The sequence below is a fragment of the Massilia sp. 05N420 genome (genome assembly GCF_056397205.1).
Window position 1 is genome coordinate 1 of sequence record NZ_JBFTMX010000067.1, and the last position, 15,690, is coordinate 15,690.

Sequence of the window (15,690 nt, forward strand, 5' to 3'; positions counted from 1 at the left end):
GGCGCGGGCGCTGCCTGGTCCGGCCCGGCCAGCAGGTCGGCGGTGACCGCCACCCCGGCCGCCAGCAGGATGGCCGCCGCACCCGTGCGCAATAGTGTCGAACCCAATCTCATGCAAGTCCCCCAAGTATGGATTGTTTATTAAGTTGTATTTGTGTTCACACTATATGCGAAAACCTTGCTGAAAATCTCACGGGTCGCCACAATCGGACCCGAAATCGACGCCAGACGGCAGAGTTGTTGCTTATTAGGTTTATAATTCGCCGGTTCTGGTGCCCGCACGCATGGTCTATGCGTGCAGTTAAACGGGAAACACGGAGCGCAGGCGCCCCCGGCGCCGCGCCAACGTGTGCTGCCCCCGCAACGGTAAACAAGCGCCGCCTTGATGGCGGCTGGCCGCTTCGATGACCACTGTGCGCTGCGCGTGCAGGAAGGTGGAGCGGTCTGTCTTGCGAGCCCGGATACCGGCCAGGACAGGGGGAAGCGGGTACTGTGCCGCGCTTCCGTGACGAGCCGGTGTGCGGGGACGCGCGCCGGCCTAACGATCGAACACTGAATAATCGATGATTTCCAAAAAGCCGCTCGCGCTAGCCTGCGCCATTGCCTTTTCCATTCCCTTTGCCGCCCTGGCCGACGAAGCCGCCCCGGCGACCGTCGTCATCACCGGCTCGCGCTTTCCCAGCAACGAGGCGCTGCAGCCGATCGGCGCGACCGTCATCACCCAGGACGAGATCCGCGAAGCCGGCGTCAACGACGTCAACCAGGCGATCCGCAAGATCGGCGGCGTGTTCGGCCGCCAGAGCCTGGATTCCTCGCCGGACTTCGCGCTCGACCTGCGCGGCTTCGGCACCAATGGCGCGCAGAACATGGTGATCATGGTCGACGGCGTGCGCCTGAACGAGAACGAACTGACCAGCTCGGTGCTGTCGACGATCCCGATCGACACCGTCGAACGCATCGAGATCACCCGCGGCGGCAGCAGCGTGCTGTACGGCGAGGGCGCGACCGGCGGCATCATCCACATCGTCACCCGCCGCTCGGGCCAGCCGGGCACCCACGGCTCGGTTTTCGCCGAAGCAGGGCAATTCCGTGAGCGCGACGTGCGCGCTTCCCTGTCTCACGTGGCCGGCAATATTAGCGCGGACATGGCCGTGGCGCGTCAGGACAACGACAACTACCGTGACAACGGTAACTTTATCCAGAACAGTGTGTCCGCCGGGCTGCAGCTCACGTACTCGGGCGGCCGCGCCGGCGTGCGCATGGAAAGCGCGCGCCAAGACCAGCGCTTCCCGGGTTCGCTGACTCTGGCCGAGTTCCAGGCCGATCCGACCGACACCAAGACGCCGCGGGACTTCGGCAAACTCGATACCGACCGCGTCAACGCCTACGCCGAATACCGCCTGGGCACGGTCGACCTGGCCGCCGAACTGTCGCACCGCGAACGCGAGGCCGACTCGAACTACTACTTCGGTTCGTCGGCATCGGTCACGCATTTCAAGGGCCGCCAGAACCAGTTCTCGCCGCGTGCGCGCTGGCTGCATGACATCGGCAGCGGGATGCTGAACGAACTCGTGGCCGGCATCGACGTCATCGACTGGAAGCGCAAGACCACGTCCGGCTTCTCGCTGGCCGACGCCAGCCAGAAATCCAAGGCGCTGTATGTGCGCGACGAATTGCGCTTCGACCCGGCCCACAATGGCCGCGTGGCGCTGGGCGTGCGCCGCGAGATTTTCGACAAGGACTACGTCGATGCGATGGCGGGCGGCGTGGCCGACAACGGTTCGCAGGCCCAGAACGCGTGGGAAGCGCAGGGCAGCTACGCGGTGCTGCCACAACTGGAAATGTTCGCGCGGACAGGGCAGAGCTACCGTGTGGCCAATGTCGACGAGAACAGCTACCGCACCAGTCTGAGCCTGCTGAAGGTGCAGACCTCGCATGACCTGGAGCTGGGCGCCAGCTGGGGCGACGGCTTACGCAAGCTGACCGCGCGCGTGTTCCGCCACAAGCTGGACAACGAGATCTTCTACGACCCGACCGCCTTCGCCAACACCAACCTCGACCCGACACGCCGCCAGGGCTTCGAGATCGATGCCGAAACCCAACTGGCCACCGCCTGGCGCGCCACCGCCCACCTGCAACACGTCAACGCCAAGTTCACGGACGGTCCGAACGCCGGCCGCGAGATGGTGCTGGTGCCGAAGAACGTGCTTACGGCCCGCCTGGCCTGGCTGCCGGGCAATGGCCAGACCGCCGATTTCGGCGTGCAATGGGTCGACAGCCAGCGCTACGGCGGCGATGTCAGTAATGCCTGCCCGACACGGATATCCTCCAATACAACCATTGACGCTCGTTATGCATTGCGTGTCAGTCAATGGGAGTTCGCTGTCGCAGGCCTGAACCTGGCGGACCGTCATTACTTCAGCTATGCCTTCGATTGCAAAGGGGGAATTTACCCCAGTGCAGGCCGTCAGTTGAAATTATCGGCGCGCTATAACTTCTGAACGCTTTAGCTCGGCACTTTTACGGCAAGATGGACGCAGCCCTGTTTCGGCCGGCTGCGTCCTGTCCGACGTGCGAATTGCCGTCGGCTTACCTGATCTCGTCCTCCCGGACGATGGTAATTCCAGCCGATACGCAGGCGTCGGAGGCCAGGCAGCCCGGCACAATGAATGGCGCGATCGTAACCGCCTTGTACCAGCCGTTTTCGCCGATCGAACCGAAGGCCTTGACGCTCCAGTTAATAAATGGGTCATGTAGTTCCGCCAGGTGTTTCAGCGGCGGGAACCCGTTGGCCATTTGGAAATACCAGCACTGATCCCCGGTAGGGCAGCCAGCTCCGCTGACGCCAACCAGTGAGTCCGGATCGCCATAAGCGTTGAGGACCAGTTTTCCGGTATATGCAAGACCTGCGCCTTTTATGCCGCTCAGCAGTGCCTGGTTGACCTGTTGCCCCTGAAGTAATCCGGTACTGAAACTCGAAAATCCCGCCGCGAATGCTGCGTTTTCCGCCGTGCCCGCGGCAAGCCCGATATATTCACCAATATACTGGCCCTGGATCGCCAGACCGATACTGAATGCGACCACGATGAGCTTTTCGAGGAAAGTGGGCTCGGGAGGATGATATTCGTAAAGCCACCCATTTACCCTGGTGCCTGCCGCGTCTTCGAAGCCGATATTAATGTTTGCCGATCCGTTCGAAATCGGTATGTCGATGCGGCCGGTTCCACATACCGTGAATGGCGTAACGCATCCGTTCTGGTACGTGAAGTTGGATTCGAACACGCTGAGGATATGATAATACGCCGTCGGCTGCACGCGCCGCAGGTCGAGCCATCCCATGAACGCTCGCCGTTCTTCCATGGTGTACATCGGCCTGTATGGGGGCGATGCTATTTGATACGGAGGCGTCGTCGCTCTCAGGTCATAATGCGTTTCCGCCCTGACGGCCGAGATGCCGCCAAATATCGGCTGGTTTTCCCTGTCGAGTTTCGAGTCATACCATCCGGCGTACTGGACGATATTGTTCTTGTCTCGAAAAATGACAAGAATCGTACCGGGGCGAATGGGGTCGCCTGCCGCTCTGTCCGAAATTTTTGCACACTCGCCTTTGAAACCATAGCCGTTGGTTGCGGCAAATAATAGAACGCTCTTTTTCCACTGATTCCAGCGCGATCCGGTGATTTGGCCGCAGGTCCATCCGCTATCCAGCAAGGAACTCCAGTCAGCCGTCGTCGAGCTCGGCAAAGTCTCGGCTTTGGCCATTCCAGATCCCGACGAGAGAATGAAGCCCATAATACTGAATGCTAAAAGGCGTTTGAAAGCAAGCCAGCAGTTTCGGATATTTCTCAATTCGTCCTCGCATGGTTGGGGATGGATTTTCTGATTTTTACTATACATATTGTTCAGTTTCTCGGCAAGATATTTTCGGATATCTATTCCGTCTGAAAATGGGTTTTCTAGCGATAAAATTTGATAAGTGATTTGATATTTATCAAACGAATTTTTCTGATTTAATTTATTTAGATTCGTTTTATGCAAATCGAATTAATTGTTTTCTTGGAAAGTCATGGTGGAATGGGCTGGACAGTAAAAGTACCGATGTGATGCGAGATTCGACGAAATGCGTCCTGCCCGGCAGGAACTGACGGACCGGTTCGACAACCTGGCGTGAACTTACTGCGGCGCGATCAATTGTTAATTGACGGGAAGCCGGCTTTTGTTACCATTGGTAAGTGCCGTAAAAAATAAGCCCCGGCTAAGGCTCGCGGGCGAAAAAGTGGTAATCTCGCGGTCGTTTGCACAACCCACACTAGAAGGATACTTATGCGTTCCCTCCGTTTTGCCCTGCTTGCCGCCAGCCTCGTCGTCAGCACTGCTTTCGCCTCGCCGACCGACCCGAAGAACGGCGTCGAGTACGTGACGCTCGCTCAGCCGCAGCCGACGCAGGCCGCCGGCAAGAAGGTCGAGGTGATCGAGTTCTTCATGTACCACTGCCCGCACTGCAATGCGCTGGAACCGCAGTTCGAACAATGGGTCAAAAAGCAGGGTGATAACATCGTCCTGAAGCGCGTGCACATCCCGGCCAGCGGCCCCAACGATCCGGAAGCCCACCTCTACCTGACGCTGGAAGCGCTGGGCAAGGTCGACGAGATGCACGCCAAGGTATTCAAGGCCATCCACGTGGACCGCATCCGCATGAAGGACGACGCCACCGTCATCGACTGGGCCTCCAAGAACGGCATCGACCGCGCGACCTTCACCAACGCCTGGAATTCCTTCGGCGTGATGACCAAGCTGCGCCGCCTGTCGCAAGTCGTCGATGCCTACAAGGTCGATGGCGCGCCGACCATCGTCATCGACGGCAAGTACCAGACTTCGCCGGCGACGGTTTACAATTCGGTCAAGACGGGTAACGAACCCCAGCTGTTCCAGGCCACCCTGCAGGTCATGGATGCACTGGTCGCGAAGGCAGCCAAATCGAAATGAGCGATGCCGAAGGCAAGATCCTGAAGATCTATGACAAGTCCAAGCCGGAAGACGAGGACTTGTACGACACCAGGTATTACCTCCACTGGGTCTGGGCCCTGGTGGCGGTCCTCGTCGGCCTGGTCTTCTGGCTCTGCATCGCCCTCGTGAATGCCGAAAACCAGCGTTATGCGCTGATGACGAACAAGTGTGCCGATCCCCTGTTCAAAGGGGAGATCGACCGCCGCTGCCTGCTGACCGTGGACTCGCGCCCGCACTTCTGGGAACACCTGTGGTACGGCATGAGCCACCTGAAGCCGGAACGGCCTGCGGAAACGCCGGCGCGCCGCCGCTGACTCTTCAGGTTTATTCGAGAATCCCGCGACCCAGGCGGGATTTTTTTTGCCCGAAAGAATGATAAGCTAGACAATACCGATAACCACAAGGGGAATTGTCCATGCGTCTACTGCGCCTTGCCGCCGCCTGCCTGCTCGCCACCGCCGTCGCCATCCCGGCCTTCGCATCGCCGGCAAACCCGCAAAACGGCGTCGACTACACGACCCTCGCCCAGCCGCAGCCGGTGCAGACCAGCGGCAAGAAGGTCGAGGTGATCGAGTTCTTCATGTACCACTGCCCGGTGTGCAATGGCCTCGAGCCGGGCTTCGAGGAATGGGTCAAGAAGCAGGGCGACCGCATCCAGGTGCGCCGCATCCACATGCCGTTCACGGGCGCCAACGATCCGGAAGCCCACCTGTTCCTGACCCTGGAAGCCCTGGGCAAGCTCGACGAGATGCATGGCAAGGTCTTCGATGCCGTCCACAAGCAGCGCATCCGCCTGAACCAGGACGGCCCCATCATCGACTGGGTCTCGAAGAACGGCATCGACCGCGCGACCTTCCTGAACGCCTGGAATTCCTTCGGCGTGCAAACCCGCCTGCGCGGACTGGACCGCGTGCTGGGCGCCTACAAGGTCGAGACGGTGCCGACCCTGGTCATCGACGGCCGCTACGTGACCTCGCCGGGGCAGGTCAACGCCAGCCTGAAGACCAACAATCCGCAGGAAATGTTCCAGGCCACCTTGCAGGTGGCCGATGCCCTGGTCGCCAAGGCGCTGCAGAGCAAATAAGCTCAGCCGGTCAGTACGCCGTCGGGCAGGGTGATGATGAAGCGCGCCCCACCCAGCGGCGAGCGTTCCACGTGCAAGGTGCCGCCATGCAGCCTGACCGCCTTGCGCGCGATCGACAGTCCAAGCCCGAAGCCGCCGGTGGCGCGGTCGCGGCTGCGGTCGAGGCGGTAGAAGGGTTCGAACACGCGTTCCCGTTCTTCCTCGGGAATACCGGGACCGTCGTCGTCGACCAGGATCCGCAGCAGGCCGCCGTCGCGGCGGGCGCTCAGCGCCACCGTATGCGCCGCGTATTTCTGGGCATTGCGCAACAGATTGCCCACCGCGCGCGCCAGCAGGCGGCGGTCACCGGCGACGCTGCCCAGCATGGCGCCGAGTTCGACGTGCAGCTCGGCCGGCGGCGGATGCAGGCCCTCGGCGCATTCGCGCAGCACCGGTTCGAGCTCGAACAGGGCGCGCTGCGCTTCCGTCGCATTGTCCAGCTTGCTCATCGACAGCAGTTCGTTTACCAGCTCGTTCAGCTCGGCCAGGTCGCCGTGCATGGCCGCAACGCGTTTCGACAGCGCCGGGTCGCCGGCCTTGTCGGCGAGCAGTTCGAGCCCGAATTCCAGCCGCGCGATCGGGGTGCGCAATTCGTGCGACACCGAATGCAGCAGGTTCCTCTGCGATTCCAATAGCCCCTGGATGCGTCCGGCCATCGCATTGATGCGCTGGGCCAGCGGATAAGCCGCGTCCGAGGGTTTCATCTGCGCGCGCGCCGCCAGCTTGCCGGCGCCGAACTCGTCGGCCACCCGCGCCAGTATCTGCAGGCCCTGCCAGTGCGAGCGCGACCACAGCGCGATCGGCACCAGCAGCGCCAGCGCGACCACCACGTAGCGCACCAGTTCCATCAGCAGGGCCTGGCCGAGGTCGACCGGCAGGCGGGAGGCGCGCAACGCCTCCTCGTTGCTGCCGATATAGCGCTCGCCGGCCAGGTCGACCCGGCGGAAGAAGGTTTTATGGCTGGGGTCGAGCACCAGCTCGCCGCGCTCGAAGGCCGCCCGGCTGCCGTAGGGCAGGGCCTGGCGCGCCTGGTCCAGCGGGATCAGGTCGAACTGCGTCGTCGATACCTCGCGCACCTTGTTCAGGCGCCCCAGCCATTCGTCGGCGGGCGCCTGGTCCACGTATTGTTCGAGCAGGAAGATCTGGGCCGAGGCCTGGCGCCGCGCGATGTCTTCGAAGGGATCGCCGAACAGGCGCGTGAAGACGAAATACACGACGAAAGTCGCTGCCGTGATCGACAGCATGACCAGGATGAAAAAACGGAAGAAGAGGCGGTTCACGCTGCCGGGCAGGTCGTCATGCTCATGAGGCGAAATTGTATAGGAGCAATGATCAAAAAAACCATCTTTTACAAAGTTCAGACAAAAGCCGGACATCTCGAGGGGGATTTGCTTGCATGTCCTGCGTAGGATCGTTACTCATCAGGTTTTTCCGTTTGGCCCACCTGATGCGCGACTGAGGGTGGGCCTTTTTTATTCCGAAAGAGGGCAGCATGAGGATCTTTGGACGTGCGATGTTTGCGCTGCCGGTCGCCGGCGCGCTTCTGGCGGCGGGACTGGCCGCTTGCGGCGGAGGTTCCGGTACGCAATCCGACCGCCAGGCAGGCCAGGCCAGCCAGGGTGTGGCAGTGGGTGAACCGGCCCCGAGCCTGGCGCTGGGCGACTTCATCACCCGGGCGCGCGAGGCGAGCTGTAACGAGACCCGCAACCGCCTCTACCTCATCGACGGCAAACAGGTCCTGTGGGACCATGCCGGCTACTGCGCCGATGCTTCCTATGAACAGGTGCTGTACGGCGACAAGCCGGACACCGTGCTGTGCACCCACGGCGACACCTTCGCCGGTCCGCGCACCACCTGCCAGGACGGCGCCGCGCGCACGCTGTTCGAGACCATCATCCAGAACCTCGACAAGCCCGACCTCGGACTCGGCGGCACGCACAAGGTCGAACGGGTCAGCTTCCTGCCGACGGCCGGTACCCTGATCCCCTTCGAGCGCGTGGCCAAGGACAGCTTCTCCGGCGTAAGCGCGAAGAAGTATGTCGTCATCAAGGACGAAGCTTCCTGGGGCCGCCTGTGGAACGAGCACGTCGCCGGCCGCACGCCTGTACCGGCGCGGCCGCCCGTCGATTTCGCCAACAAGATGCTGGTCGGCGTGTTCGCCGGCGCCTCTAGCAGCGGCTGCCATACGATCTCGATCCCGCGCGTAACCGCCGGCACGACCACCATCAAGGTCGAGGTCGACGAGCGCGAGTTGCAGACCTTCGACGTCTGCCCGGCCGTGGTCACCCATGCAATGCAGGTCGTGGCGATCGAGCGCAGCGATATCCCGGTCGAGTTCGTCGCCGCCTCCGCCAACGAGGTCCCGTTCAAGACCATCAGCCAGACCAGCCAGTCGAAGGTGGAGGATGCCCGCACCGTGGTCGTCAAGGATGCCGACGCCTGGTCCCTGCTGTGGCGCTACCATGCGCCGGACCAGCCGGTGCCGCCGGTCGACTTCAGCACCACGATGGTGGTCGGCGTCTTCATGGGCTATACCAACCCCTGCTATTCGACCTCGATCGCGAAGATCACCCGCGATGCCGGCAAGATCACGGTCCAGAAAGTCGACCGGCATCCGCCGCCGGGCGTGATGTGCGCGATGATCGTGACCTCGCCGGCCCACCTGGTCGCCATCGAGCGCAGCGATCTGCCGGTCGAATTTGCGACAGAAGTCGTGCAGGGACAGTGAAGATGTGGGAGGACGAAAGACAAGCACGTAGAATGTTGTCTTCCTGAATCTTTACTCACCCTATGAACAAGCTTCTCTTCCTCGTTGTGAGTACCGGCGCACTGGCTGGCTGGCTGGCTGGGGGTGCGGCGCGCGCCCAGACGCCGGCCGTCAATCCGATGCCGGACGGCAGCCGCGACATGTACGTGGGCCTGGGCGCCCAGTCGGCACCGCGCTACGAGGGTTCGGGAAGCCGCAAGCTGTCCGCATTGCCGGTGCTCCAGGTTGAATGGAGCAACGGCATTTTCATTTCCGGGATGAGCGCCGGCATGCACCTGTCCAGGTCGCCCACCGTCGAGTACGGCCCGCTGCTGGCGGTCCAGCCTGGCCGTGACGAGTCCGGCACCAGCGTCGAGGTCGGCGGCGTCGGCATGAACGGGCTGATCGGCCCGGCGGCCGGCGAGAAGGCGATGTTCATGACCGGCCGCCTGGCCGGCATGGACGAGATCGGTGCGCGCCTTCAGTTCGGCGGATTCTACAATGTCTACCTCGACCCGCAGTGGCGCCTGACTTCCAGCCTGCTGGTCGGCGCCGGCCGCGACCATGACGGCGCGCGCCTCGAGCTGAACGTCCAGCGCCTGGCCCTGGCCGCCGGCAGCCATCACCGCGTGTCGCTGACGGCCGGCGTGGGCCTGGTCAACCGCCAGTACAGCGAAACCTATTTCGGCGTCACCGTGGCGGAAGCCATGCGCAGCCGCTTCGGCGCCTGGCAGCCGGGCGGCGGCCTGCAGGACGTGCACGCTTCCGTACGCTGGAACTGGGTGCTGAGCCCGTCCTGGATGCTGACCTCGAACCTGCAGGCCAAACGCCTGCTGGGCGACGCCGGCCATAGCCCGCTTACCCAGCGGCCCTCCAACCTGACGGTTTCGACCGCCTTCGCCTATCGATTCTGACGATGCGTCCCGCCCGACCACTCATCGCATCCCTTGCCCTGCTGCTGGCGGCCGGTTCGGCCGGCGCGCAGGCGCAGGATGCCGTGAGCTACCGGGACGCCTACCGGGCCATGGTGGTGTTCGACAAATACGGCGGTCCGAAAAACCTGCTGGTGAACCAGCTGCAAGTGCTGCCCAGGGAGCGCGGCGCCCTCGCCGAAGGGCTGCAACTGAGCCTGACCGGCAGGTCGACTCAGCTGAACCTGCCGCTCGATCCGCTGGGACGCGCCGTGTTCCCCCTGCAGAAAGCCGCCTACGACGAGAACGCCTCGCTGAGCCTGAACCGCAAGGGCATCGCCTTCACCCTGCGCCCGCAGGTGTCGATCGCGCCGCGCGCCGACGGCGTCTATGACGTCGCCGAACTGCGCAGCGCCTGCGCCCAGGCCCTGGATTTCGCGCGCTACGTCGACGCCTCCCAGCGCTCGCGCCAGTGCGCCGGCGTGCGCTTCGTGTTCGCGAAGAAGACCGAAGCCGGCGCCCGCCTGCGCCGCCCGGACGGCACCGAGCAGGTGCTGCCGGTGACGAATGCCGAGGCCGAGGACGGCTTCCCGGCCGTCGGCTGGCGCTTCGGCGGCGGCGCCGAGCGCGGCCAGATCGCCACTTACAACGCCCCGCTGGCCATCCTTCCCATCTTCGAATAGCCGCGTTATTCTTGCGGCATGACTAAATCCTTGCTCATTACCGGCGCCGGCCGCGGCATCGGCGCCGCCTGCGCCATCCTGGCTGCCGAACGCGGCTGGCAAGTCGCCATCAACTACCGTGCCGACCGCGCGGCCGCCGCCACCATCGTACGCCGCATCGAAGATGCCGGCCGCAGCGCCTTCGCCGTGCAGGCCGACGTCGCCCGGGAAGACGATGTGCTGCGCATGTTCGCCACGCTCGACGAACGCTTCGGCCGGCTCGACGGCCTGGTCAACAATGCCGGCATCCTGGCGCGCCAGATGCGGGTCGAGCAGATGGATGCGGCGCGCATCGGGCGCATCCTCGCCACCAACGTGACCGGCAGCTTCCTGTGCGCGCGCGAAGCGGTGCTGCGGATGTCGACCAGGCATGGCGGCAGTGGCGGCGCGATCGTCAACGTCTCCTCGCGCGCCGCGGTGCTGGGGTCGAGCGGCGAATACGTCGACTATGCGGCCTCGAAGGCGGCGCTGGATGCGCTGACGATCGGCTTGTCGAAGGAAGTGGCGGACGAGGGCATCCGCGTGAACGGCGTGCGCCCCGGCCTGATCGACACCGAGATGCACGCCAGCGGCGGCGAACCGGGACGCATCGCGCGCCTGCAGGGCTCGGTGCCGATGGGGCGGGGAGGGGAAGCGATCGAGGTGGCGCGCGCCATCCTGTGGCTGCTGTCCGATGAAGCGTCCTATACGACCGGCAGCTTCATCGACGTGTCTGGAGGTCGTTGATCAGTTCCAGGCCGAGGGCGAGAACAGGTAACCCTCGCCCCACACGGTCTTGATCTTTTCGGAGAGGTTGTCGTCGAACTTCTTGCGCAGCTTGGAGATGCAGTTGTCGATGCTGCGGTCGAGGCCGTCGAACTCGATGCCGCGCATCTTCTTGAGCAGTTCGTCGCGCGACAGCACGCGGCCGGCGGCCTCGGCCAGGACCAGCAGCAGCTTGTACTCGGTATTGCTGAGCACGCATTGCAGGCCGCGCCAGGTGACGCTGCGGTCGTTGGTCATGATGCGCAGCTGGCCGAATTCCAGCATCCGGGTATCCGGCACCGCCTTGGTCTGGGTGCGGCGCAGCAGGGCGCGCAGGCGGGCCAGCAACACGCGCGGCTGGACCGGCTTGTTGACGAAATCGTCCGCGCCCTGTTCCAGGCCCGAGACTTCGTCGTAGGTATCTTCGCGCGCCGTCAGGATCAGGATCGGCACATCGGACTGTTCGCGGATCTGGCGGCATACCACCATGCCGTCCATGCCGGGCAGCATCAGGTCGAGCACGACGATGTCGGGCTGCTTTTCCTTGAAATGTTCGAGCGCGGTATCGCCCCGAGTGACGAGCTCGACCGAAAATTCATAGCCGGACAGGTATTCCGTGACCAGTTCCGCCAGGCGCGGATCGTCTTCGATCAACAGTACGCGATACATGATGTTCTCCTTGAGCCGTGATTGTATAAGAGCAAATATCAAAGAGGCAGATTTACCGTCGTAGCTGGACAAATTGATACAGTTTCGCGACAAAAGCAGGGTAGTAAACGAAAGCATCCGGCGCAGCGGATTTCGTCCGGCGCGGCACGGACGCTCGCCGGTACCGCTAACTGGCGCACAGTCGAGAAAGTCGTGCGGTAGGATCATGCTTCCCATTCACGGGAGCATCCGCATGACATTGCACTGGAAAGGAATAGCCGTTACGGCGGCCTTCATGCCGCTGCTGTGGCCGCTCAGCGCGCAGGCCGACTGGGCGCAATCGGCCGATCCCCTGGTCGTCCGGACCATCCCCTCGAACAGCGAAGTCCAGTTGCAGAACCCGCCGACCTTCAGTTGGGCCCGTTACCCGGGCGGCGCGCCCCGCTACGAGATCCAGATCAGGCCGGAGGGCGGTTCGCCGCTCGGTGCGACCGTCGACCGCAACTGGTACCTGCCGGCCAAGTCCCTGGCGCCGGGCAACTACAGCTGGCGCGTGCGCCCGTCCGGATCGAACGACTGGTCGACGCCGCGGACGTTCTCGATCACCGGCAAGTCGACCGCATTCGAGGTGCCGGACAATGCAGCGCTGCGCGCGCGCATCCTGGCCAGAGCCCGGCCGCGTTCGCTGCCGCCGTCGTTCACGCCCTACGCCGCCTGGAGCGCCTCGAAGAAGAAGGAACTGGACCCTTACCTGAGCCGCCTGGTCAACGTGGTCAAGCTGCAGACCGGGGCGCTGCCGGACCTGGATGACGAGAACTGGCCGCTCGTGATCGCTGCACCATTGACCGCGGCGATGGCGGCCCAGCAGAGGGAAGTCGCGAACCGCATCGACGAAGCCTCGCGCCAGCTGGAATCGGCGGCCATCCTGTGGCGCCTGAAGAAAGACCCGGTTTACCTGAACGAAGCGTTCAAGCGCGGCGACCAGCTGGCCGCGCTGGACCCCGCGGGTCCGACCGGCCATGCTGGCCAGGACCAGGCGACACGCCAGATCGCGCTCTCGCTGGTGAAGGCGGCCGACCTGCTGGCCGGCGACCTGGACGCCGGCCGCAAGGCGAAATGGCTGAAGACCGTCAGCGTGCGCGCCGCCGAGATGTTCAAGGACCTGGCCGCCGACCGTGGACGCCTGGACCAGCACCCCTTCGATCCGCACGCCACCACGCTGCAGGGCTATATGGCGCTGATCTCGACCCTGGCGCTGGGCGACATTCCGGACGCCCAGCAGTGGTTCGACTTCAGCTTCCGCGCGCATGCGGCCATGCCGGAGCCCTGGTCGGGCCAGGAAGGCGGCTACGCCAACGGCAGCGCCTACGCCGAATACACGGCCGGCTACCTGGTCGCGCTGTGGGATCCGATTCTCCAGGCGACCGGCGTGAACCTGTACGCCAAGCCGTGGACGGTGGGCTTCATGAACTTCCTGATCGAATTCATCCCGCCGGGCGCTCCCGTGCATGCCTTCGGCGACGGTTCCGAGACCAGACCCGACTTCCGCGTGCTGCGCGCGCTGGCAAACCGCATGGTGTCGCCGCGCGCCGCCTGGTATGCGAGCAAGCTGAAGGCCAACGAGGATGCGCTGTCCTTGCTGGAAGGGCCCTATCCGATGCCCGTGACTGGCACCCGGCGCAAGATTCCGCCGGATAACGCGGCCTTGTTCCCGAGCATCGGCTGGGTGGCGATGCACAAGGACATCGGCTCGAGCGGGGACACGGCGTTCTATTTCAAGTCCAGCCCCTACGGCGCGTTCAACCACAGCCACGGCGACCAGAACGGCCTGCTGCTGACGGTGGCGGGCAAGCCGCTGCTGGTCAAGGCCGGCTGGTACGACTGGTACGGCTCGCCGCAATGGACCGACTGGTACCGCCAGACCAGGTCGCAAAACGCGGTCACCTTCGACGGCGGCAAGGGACAGCTGGTGAACGGCTACCGCGAGCAGCTGCAGCACAACGGCCGCATTACCGCGTTCTCCGTGAAGCCGGACCACGACTACGCGGAAGGCGATGCGGCCCCGGCCTACGGCGGCCAGCTGACCCAGGCCAGGCGCCAGGTCGTGTACCTGCATGGCCCGAACGCCTTCGTGGTGCGCGACAAGCTGGCGGCGAATGCGCCGCACACCTACGAGTTCAACGTGCACGCGCCGGTCCTCATGAAGGTCGAGAGCCCGGCCAGCGTGAAGATCGGGTCGGGCCGCCAATCCGTCTGCCTGCGCGACCTGAACGGCGACGCCCCGTTCGCCAAGTGGGATGGGCCGCGGCCGAAGAAGGGCGTGACGGAGGACCATGGCGCCTTCTACCTGAAGAACGATGGCGGCTCGGTGGCGGAATTCCTGGTACTGCTGGATGTCGGTTGCAAGCGGCCGAAGGTGACGGTCAAGAGTGAGGGGAGCCGGCGCCTGGTGACGGTTGGCGGACAGGCATTCGAATTCGATTGACCTTGCCATTGTTGGAAGGATTACGCTCGATCCCTATTCATTTCTCTTGGAGCGATCATGGTCGAGTATCCCGTGCCGGGCTTGCGCTGCGTGTTTTGCGTTTATCGTCTGAAGACGGCGATCCGGAAGATCGATCCGGGGCTGGAGGTCAAGGTCGATCTTCGAAACGGCCGGGTTGGGCTTGGACGGCCGGACGACATTGCTACCGTCGAGCGTGCCCTGGCGTATTTGAAGGCGCTTGCACCCGTCAGTTGATTCAGTTGACCGCCACCTACAATTTTTCAATCTGCCCGTGAACATGCGCATCCAGCCAAAACCGCGGCAGGGCGTAAATCGTGCTAAGTTCGCTCGAAAAGCTGGTTTGCACGGTAGTTAAACAAGGTTTGTGCGGCGCCCGATATGTCTAATGTAATGTTATTCAGCGGTTTTGCAGTATTACTCATGAGCTCGGCTGCAGCATCCGCAAGAAACCTGTATGTTTCCACCCAGGGCCGCGACACGAACGCGGGTACCTACAGCACCGCTCCATTGCGCACCATCCAGCGCGCCTCCAACCTGGCCAAGCCGGGCGATACGGTCCATGTGGCACCCGGCACCTATTCCGAAACCATCACCTCGTCCGTCAACGGCACCGCGAGCGCACGGATCCGCTTCGTGTCCGATACCAAGTACGGCGCCATCCTCGTGCCAGCCAGCAGCGCATACACGATGTGGACCGTCAAGGGCGGCTACACCGATATCGACGGTTTCCAGATCAACGGCAAGGGCAGCACCACCGTGCGCGCCGGTATCTACCTGAACGGCGGTAACTCGTCCGTGTCGAACAGCTGGATCCATGACGTTGCCACCAACTCCGGCTGCGACAATCGCGGCGGTGCCGGCATCGTGATGGACCAGTACCGTGGCACGAGCTACGGCAACTACGACATCGTCGGCAACAAGGTGCACGACGTCGGCGGCGGCTGCGGTTATATCCCGGGCATCTACCATCAGTCCTCGGGCCGGATCGTCAACAACGTCGTGTACAGGACCAGCGTGGGCATCGCCATGGGTCATGACGACCACAACATCCTCGTCATGAACAACACCTTGTTCGGCAACTCCGACTATGCCGTCTATTTCGGCGCCTGCAAGGAGGCCTATAACAATGGCTGCCCGACCCGTGGCATCCAAATCCACAACAACATCATCTACGCCAACGCCGGCGGCATCCAGGGCCCGATCACGTCCGAAGACGTCGGCAACAGCGTGGCCAACAACCTGGTGTACGGTAACCGCAACAACTTCGACCTGGCCAGCCCGAGC

14 protein-coding genes and 1 riboswitch are annotated in these 15,690 nt (G+C 63.3%); of the genes, 11 read left to right on the forward strand and 3 right to left on the reverse strand.

The annotated features are described in order from the left end of the window. The first annotated feature begins 252 nt into the window (after positions 1-252). Positions 253-486: riboswitch (cobalamin riboswitch) on the forward strand. A 76-nt stretch (positions 487-562) separates the two neighbouring features. After that, complete coding sequence (locus AC1DIX_RS26375) at positions 563-2,500, forward strand: TonB-dependent receptor (RefSeq protein ID WP_477328250.1); 1,938 nt, start codon at positions 563-565, stop codon at positions 2,498-2,500. Between the two features lie 88 nt (positions 2,501-2,588). Here the strand turns inward: AC1DIX_RS26375 and AC1DIX_RS26380 are convergent, their stop codons facing one another. Continuing rightward, positions 2,589-4,037, reverse strand: coding sequence for a hypothetical protein (locus tag AC1DIX_RS26380; protein ID WP_442123685.1), 1,449 nt, complete (start codon positions 4,035-4,037; stop codon positions 2,589-2,591). A gap of 285 nt (positions 4,038-4,322) precedes the next feature. On the opposite strand from AC1DIX_RS26380, the gene AC1DIX_RS26385 reads away from it, so the two are divergent. From AC1DIX_RS26385 to AC1DIX_RS26395, 3 genes are all read left to right on the forward strand, one after another. Continuing rightward, positions 4,323-4,985 (forward strand): thiol:disulfide interchange protein DsbA/DsbL, encoded by a 663-nt coding sequence (locus tag AC1DIX_RS26385; protein ID WP_442123686.1) that lies wholly within the window; start codon positions 4,323-4,325, stop codon positions 4,983-4,985. Beyond that, a complete protein-coding gene (locus AC1DIX_RS26390; protein WP_477328251.1) occupies positions 4,982-5,320 on the forward strand; it encodes a hypothetical protein in 339 nt (112 codons plus the stop codon). Before AC1DIX_RS26385 ends, AC1DIX_RS26390 begins: the two co-directional genes overlap by 4 nt. 101 nt (positions 5,321-5,421) lie before the next feature. Continuing rightward, on the forward strand, positions 5,422-6,090 hold the full coding sequence (locus AC1DIX_RS26395) for a thiol:disulfide interchange protein DsbA/DsbL (protein ID WP_442123688.1): 669 nt from the start codon (positions 5,422-5,424) through the stop codon (positions 6,088-6,090). 2 nt (positions 6,091-6,092) lie between these two features. On the opposite strand, the gene AC1DIX_RS26400 is transcribed toward AC1DIX_RS26395, so the two are convergent. Then, complete coding sequence (locus AC1DIX_RS26400; RefSeq protein WP_477328252.1) at positions 6,093-7,409, reverse strand: ATP-binding protein; 1,317 nt, start codon at positions 7,407-7,409, stop codon at positions 6,093-6,095. Positions 7,410-7,621: 212 nt separating this feature from the next. On the opposite strand from AC1DIX_RS26400, the gene AC1DIX_RS26405 reads away from it, so the two are divergent. The 4 genes from AC1DIX_RS26405 to AC1DIX_RS26420 all read left to right on the forward strand — a co-directional run bounded on the left by AC1DIX_RS26405 (position 7,622) and on the right by AC1DIX_RS26420 (position 11,234). Next, positions 7,622-8,857 carry a hypothetical protein gene (locus tag AC1DIX_RS26405; RefSeq protein WP_477328253.1) on the forward strand — a complete coding sequence of 412 codons (1,236 nt, stop codon included), beginning with the start codon at positions 7,622-7,624 and terminating at the stop codon, positions 8,855-8,857. A 62-nt stretch (positions 8,858-8,919) separates the two neighbouring features. Further along, a complete protein-coding gene (locus AC1DIX_RS26410; protein WP_477328254.1) occupies positions 8,920-9,789 on the forward strand; it encodes a MipA/OmpV family protein in 870 nt (289 codons plus the stop codon). A 2-nt stretch (positions 9,790-9,791) separates the two neighbouring features. Then, complete coding sequence (locus AC1DIX_RS26415) at positions 9,792-10,469, forward strand: hypothetical protein (protein WP_442123692.1); 678 nt, start codon at positions 9,792-9,794, stop codon at positions 10,467-10,469. Between the two features lie 18 nt (positions 10,470-10,487). After that, complete coding sequence (locus tag AC1DIX_RS26420) at positions 10,488-11,234, forward strand: SDR family oxidoreductase (protein WP_477328255.1); 747 nt, start codon at positions 10,488-10,490, stop codon at positions 11,232-11,234. Here the strand turns inward: AC1DIX_RS26420 and AC1DIX_RS26425 are convergent, their stop codons facing one another. After that, positions 11,235-11,921 carry a response regulator gene (locus AC1DIX_RS26425; protein ID WP_442123694.1) on the reverse strand — a complete coding sequence of 229 codons (687 nt, stop codon included), beginning with the start codon at positions 11,919-11,921 and terminating at the stop codon, positions 11,235-11,237. Between the two features lie 232 nt (positions 11,922-12,153). Here AC1DIX_RS26425 and AC1DIX_RS26430 point away from each other — a divergent pair, with 232 nt between their 5' ends. The 3 genes from AC1DIX_RS26430 to AC1DIX_RS26440 form a co-directional block, all read left to right on the forward strand. Next, positions 12,154-14,385 (forward strand): heparinase II/III domain-containing protein, encoded by a 2,232-nt coding sequence (locus AC1DIX_RS26430; protein ID WP_477328256.1) that lies wholly within the window; start codon positions 12,154-12,156, stop codon positions 14,383-14,385. Between the two features lie 57 nt (positions 14,386-14,442). Further along, the gene (locus AC1DIX_RS26435; protein ID WP_477328257.1) at positions 14,443-14,640 is read left to right on the forward strand and encodes a heavy-metal-associated domain-containing protein; all 198 of its coding nucleotides are present in this window, start codon (positions 14,443-14,445) and stop codon (positions 14,638-14,640) included. A 186-nt stretch (positions 14,641-14,826) separates the two neighbouring features. Further along, on the forward strand, positions 14,827-15,690 hold an 864-nt coding region (locus tag AC1DIX_RS26440; protein WP_477328258.1), incomplete at its 3' end, for a DUF1565 domain-containing protein.

What these genes read in the sequence shown, in the direction of transcription:
- AC1DIX_RS26390 (WP_477328251.1), top strand. Translation starts at nt 4,982, where the DNA reads ATGAGCGATGCCGAAGGCAAGATCCTGAAGATCTATGACAAGTCCAAG.
- AC1DIX_RS26435 (WP_477328257.1), top strand. Translation starts at nt 14,443, where the DNA reads ATGGTCGAGTATCCCGTGCCGGGCTTGCGCTGCGTGTTTTGCGTTTAT.
- AC1DIX_RS26415 (WP_442123692.1), top strand. Translation starts at nt 9,792, where the DNA reads ATGCGTCCCGCCCGACCACTCATCGCATCCCTTGCCCTGCTGCTGGCG.
- AC1DIX_RS26425 (WP_442123694.1), bottom strand. Translation starts at nt 11,921, where the DNA reads ATGTATCGCGTACTGTTGATCGAAGACGATCCGCGCCTGGCGGAACTG.
- AC1DIX_RS26385 (WP_442123686.1), top strand. Translation starts at nt 4,323, where the DNA reads ATGCGTTCCCTCCGTTTTGCCCTGCTTGCCGCCAGCCTCGTCGTCAGC.
- AC1DIX_RS26405 (WP_477328253.1), top strand. Translation starts at nt 7,622, where the DNA reads ATGAGGATCTTTGGACGTGCGATGTTTGCGCTGCCGGTCGCCGGCGCG.
- AC1DIX_RS26430 (WP_477328256.1), top strand. Translation starts at nt 12,154, where the DNA reads ATGACATTGCACTGGAAAGGAATAGCCGTTACGGCGGCCTTCATGCCG.
- AC1DIX_RS26375 (WP_477328250.1), top strand. Translation starts at nt 563, where the DNA reads ATGATTTCCAAAAAGCCGCTCGCGCTAGCCTGCGCCATTGCCTTTTCC.
- AC1DIX_RS26420 (WP_477328255.1), top strand. Translation starts at nt 10,488, where the DNA reads ATGACTAAATCCTTGCTCATTACCGGCGCCGGCCGCGGCATCGGCGCC.
- AC1DIX_RS26395 (WP_442123688.1), top strand. Translation starts at nt 5,422, where the DNA reads ATGCGTCTACTGCGCCTTGCCGCCGCCTGCCTGCTCGCCACCGCCGTC.
- AC1DIX_RS26410 (WP_477328254.1), top strand. Translation starts at nt 8,920, where the DNA reads ATGAACAAGCTTCTCTTCCTCGTTGTGAGTACCGGCGCACTGGCTGGC.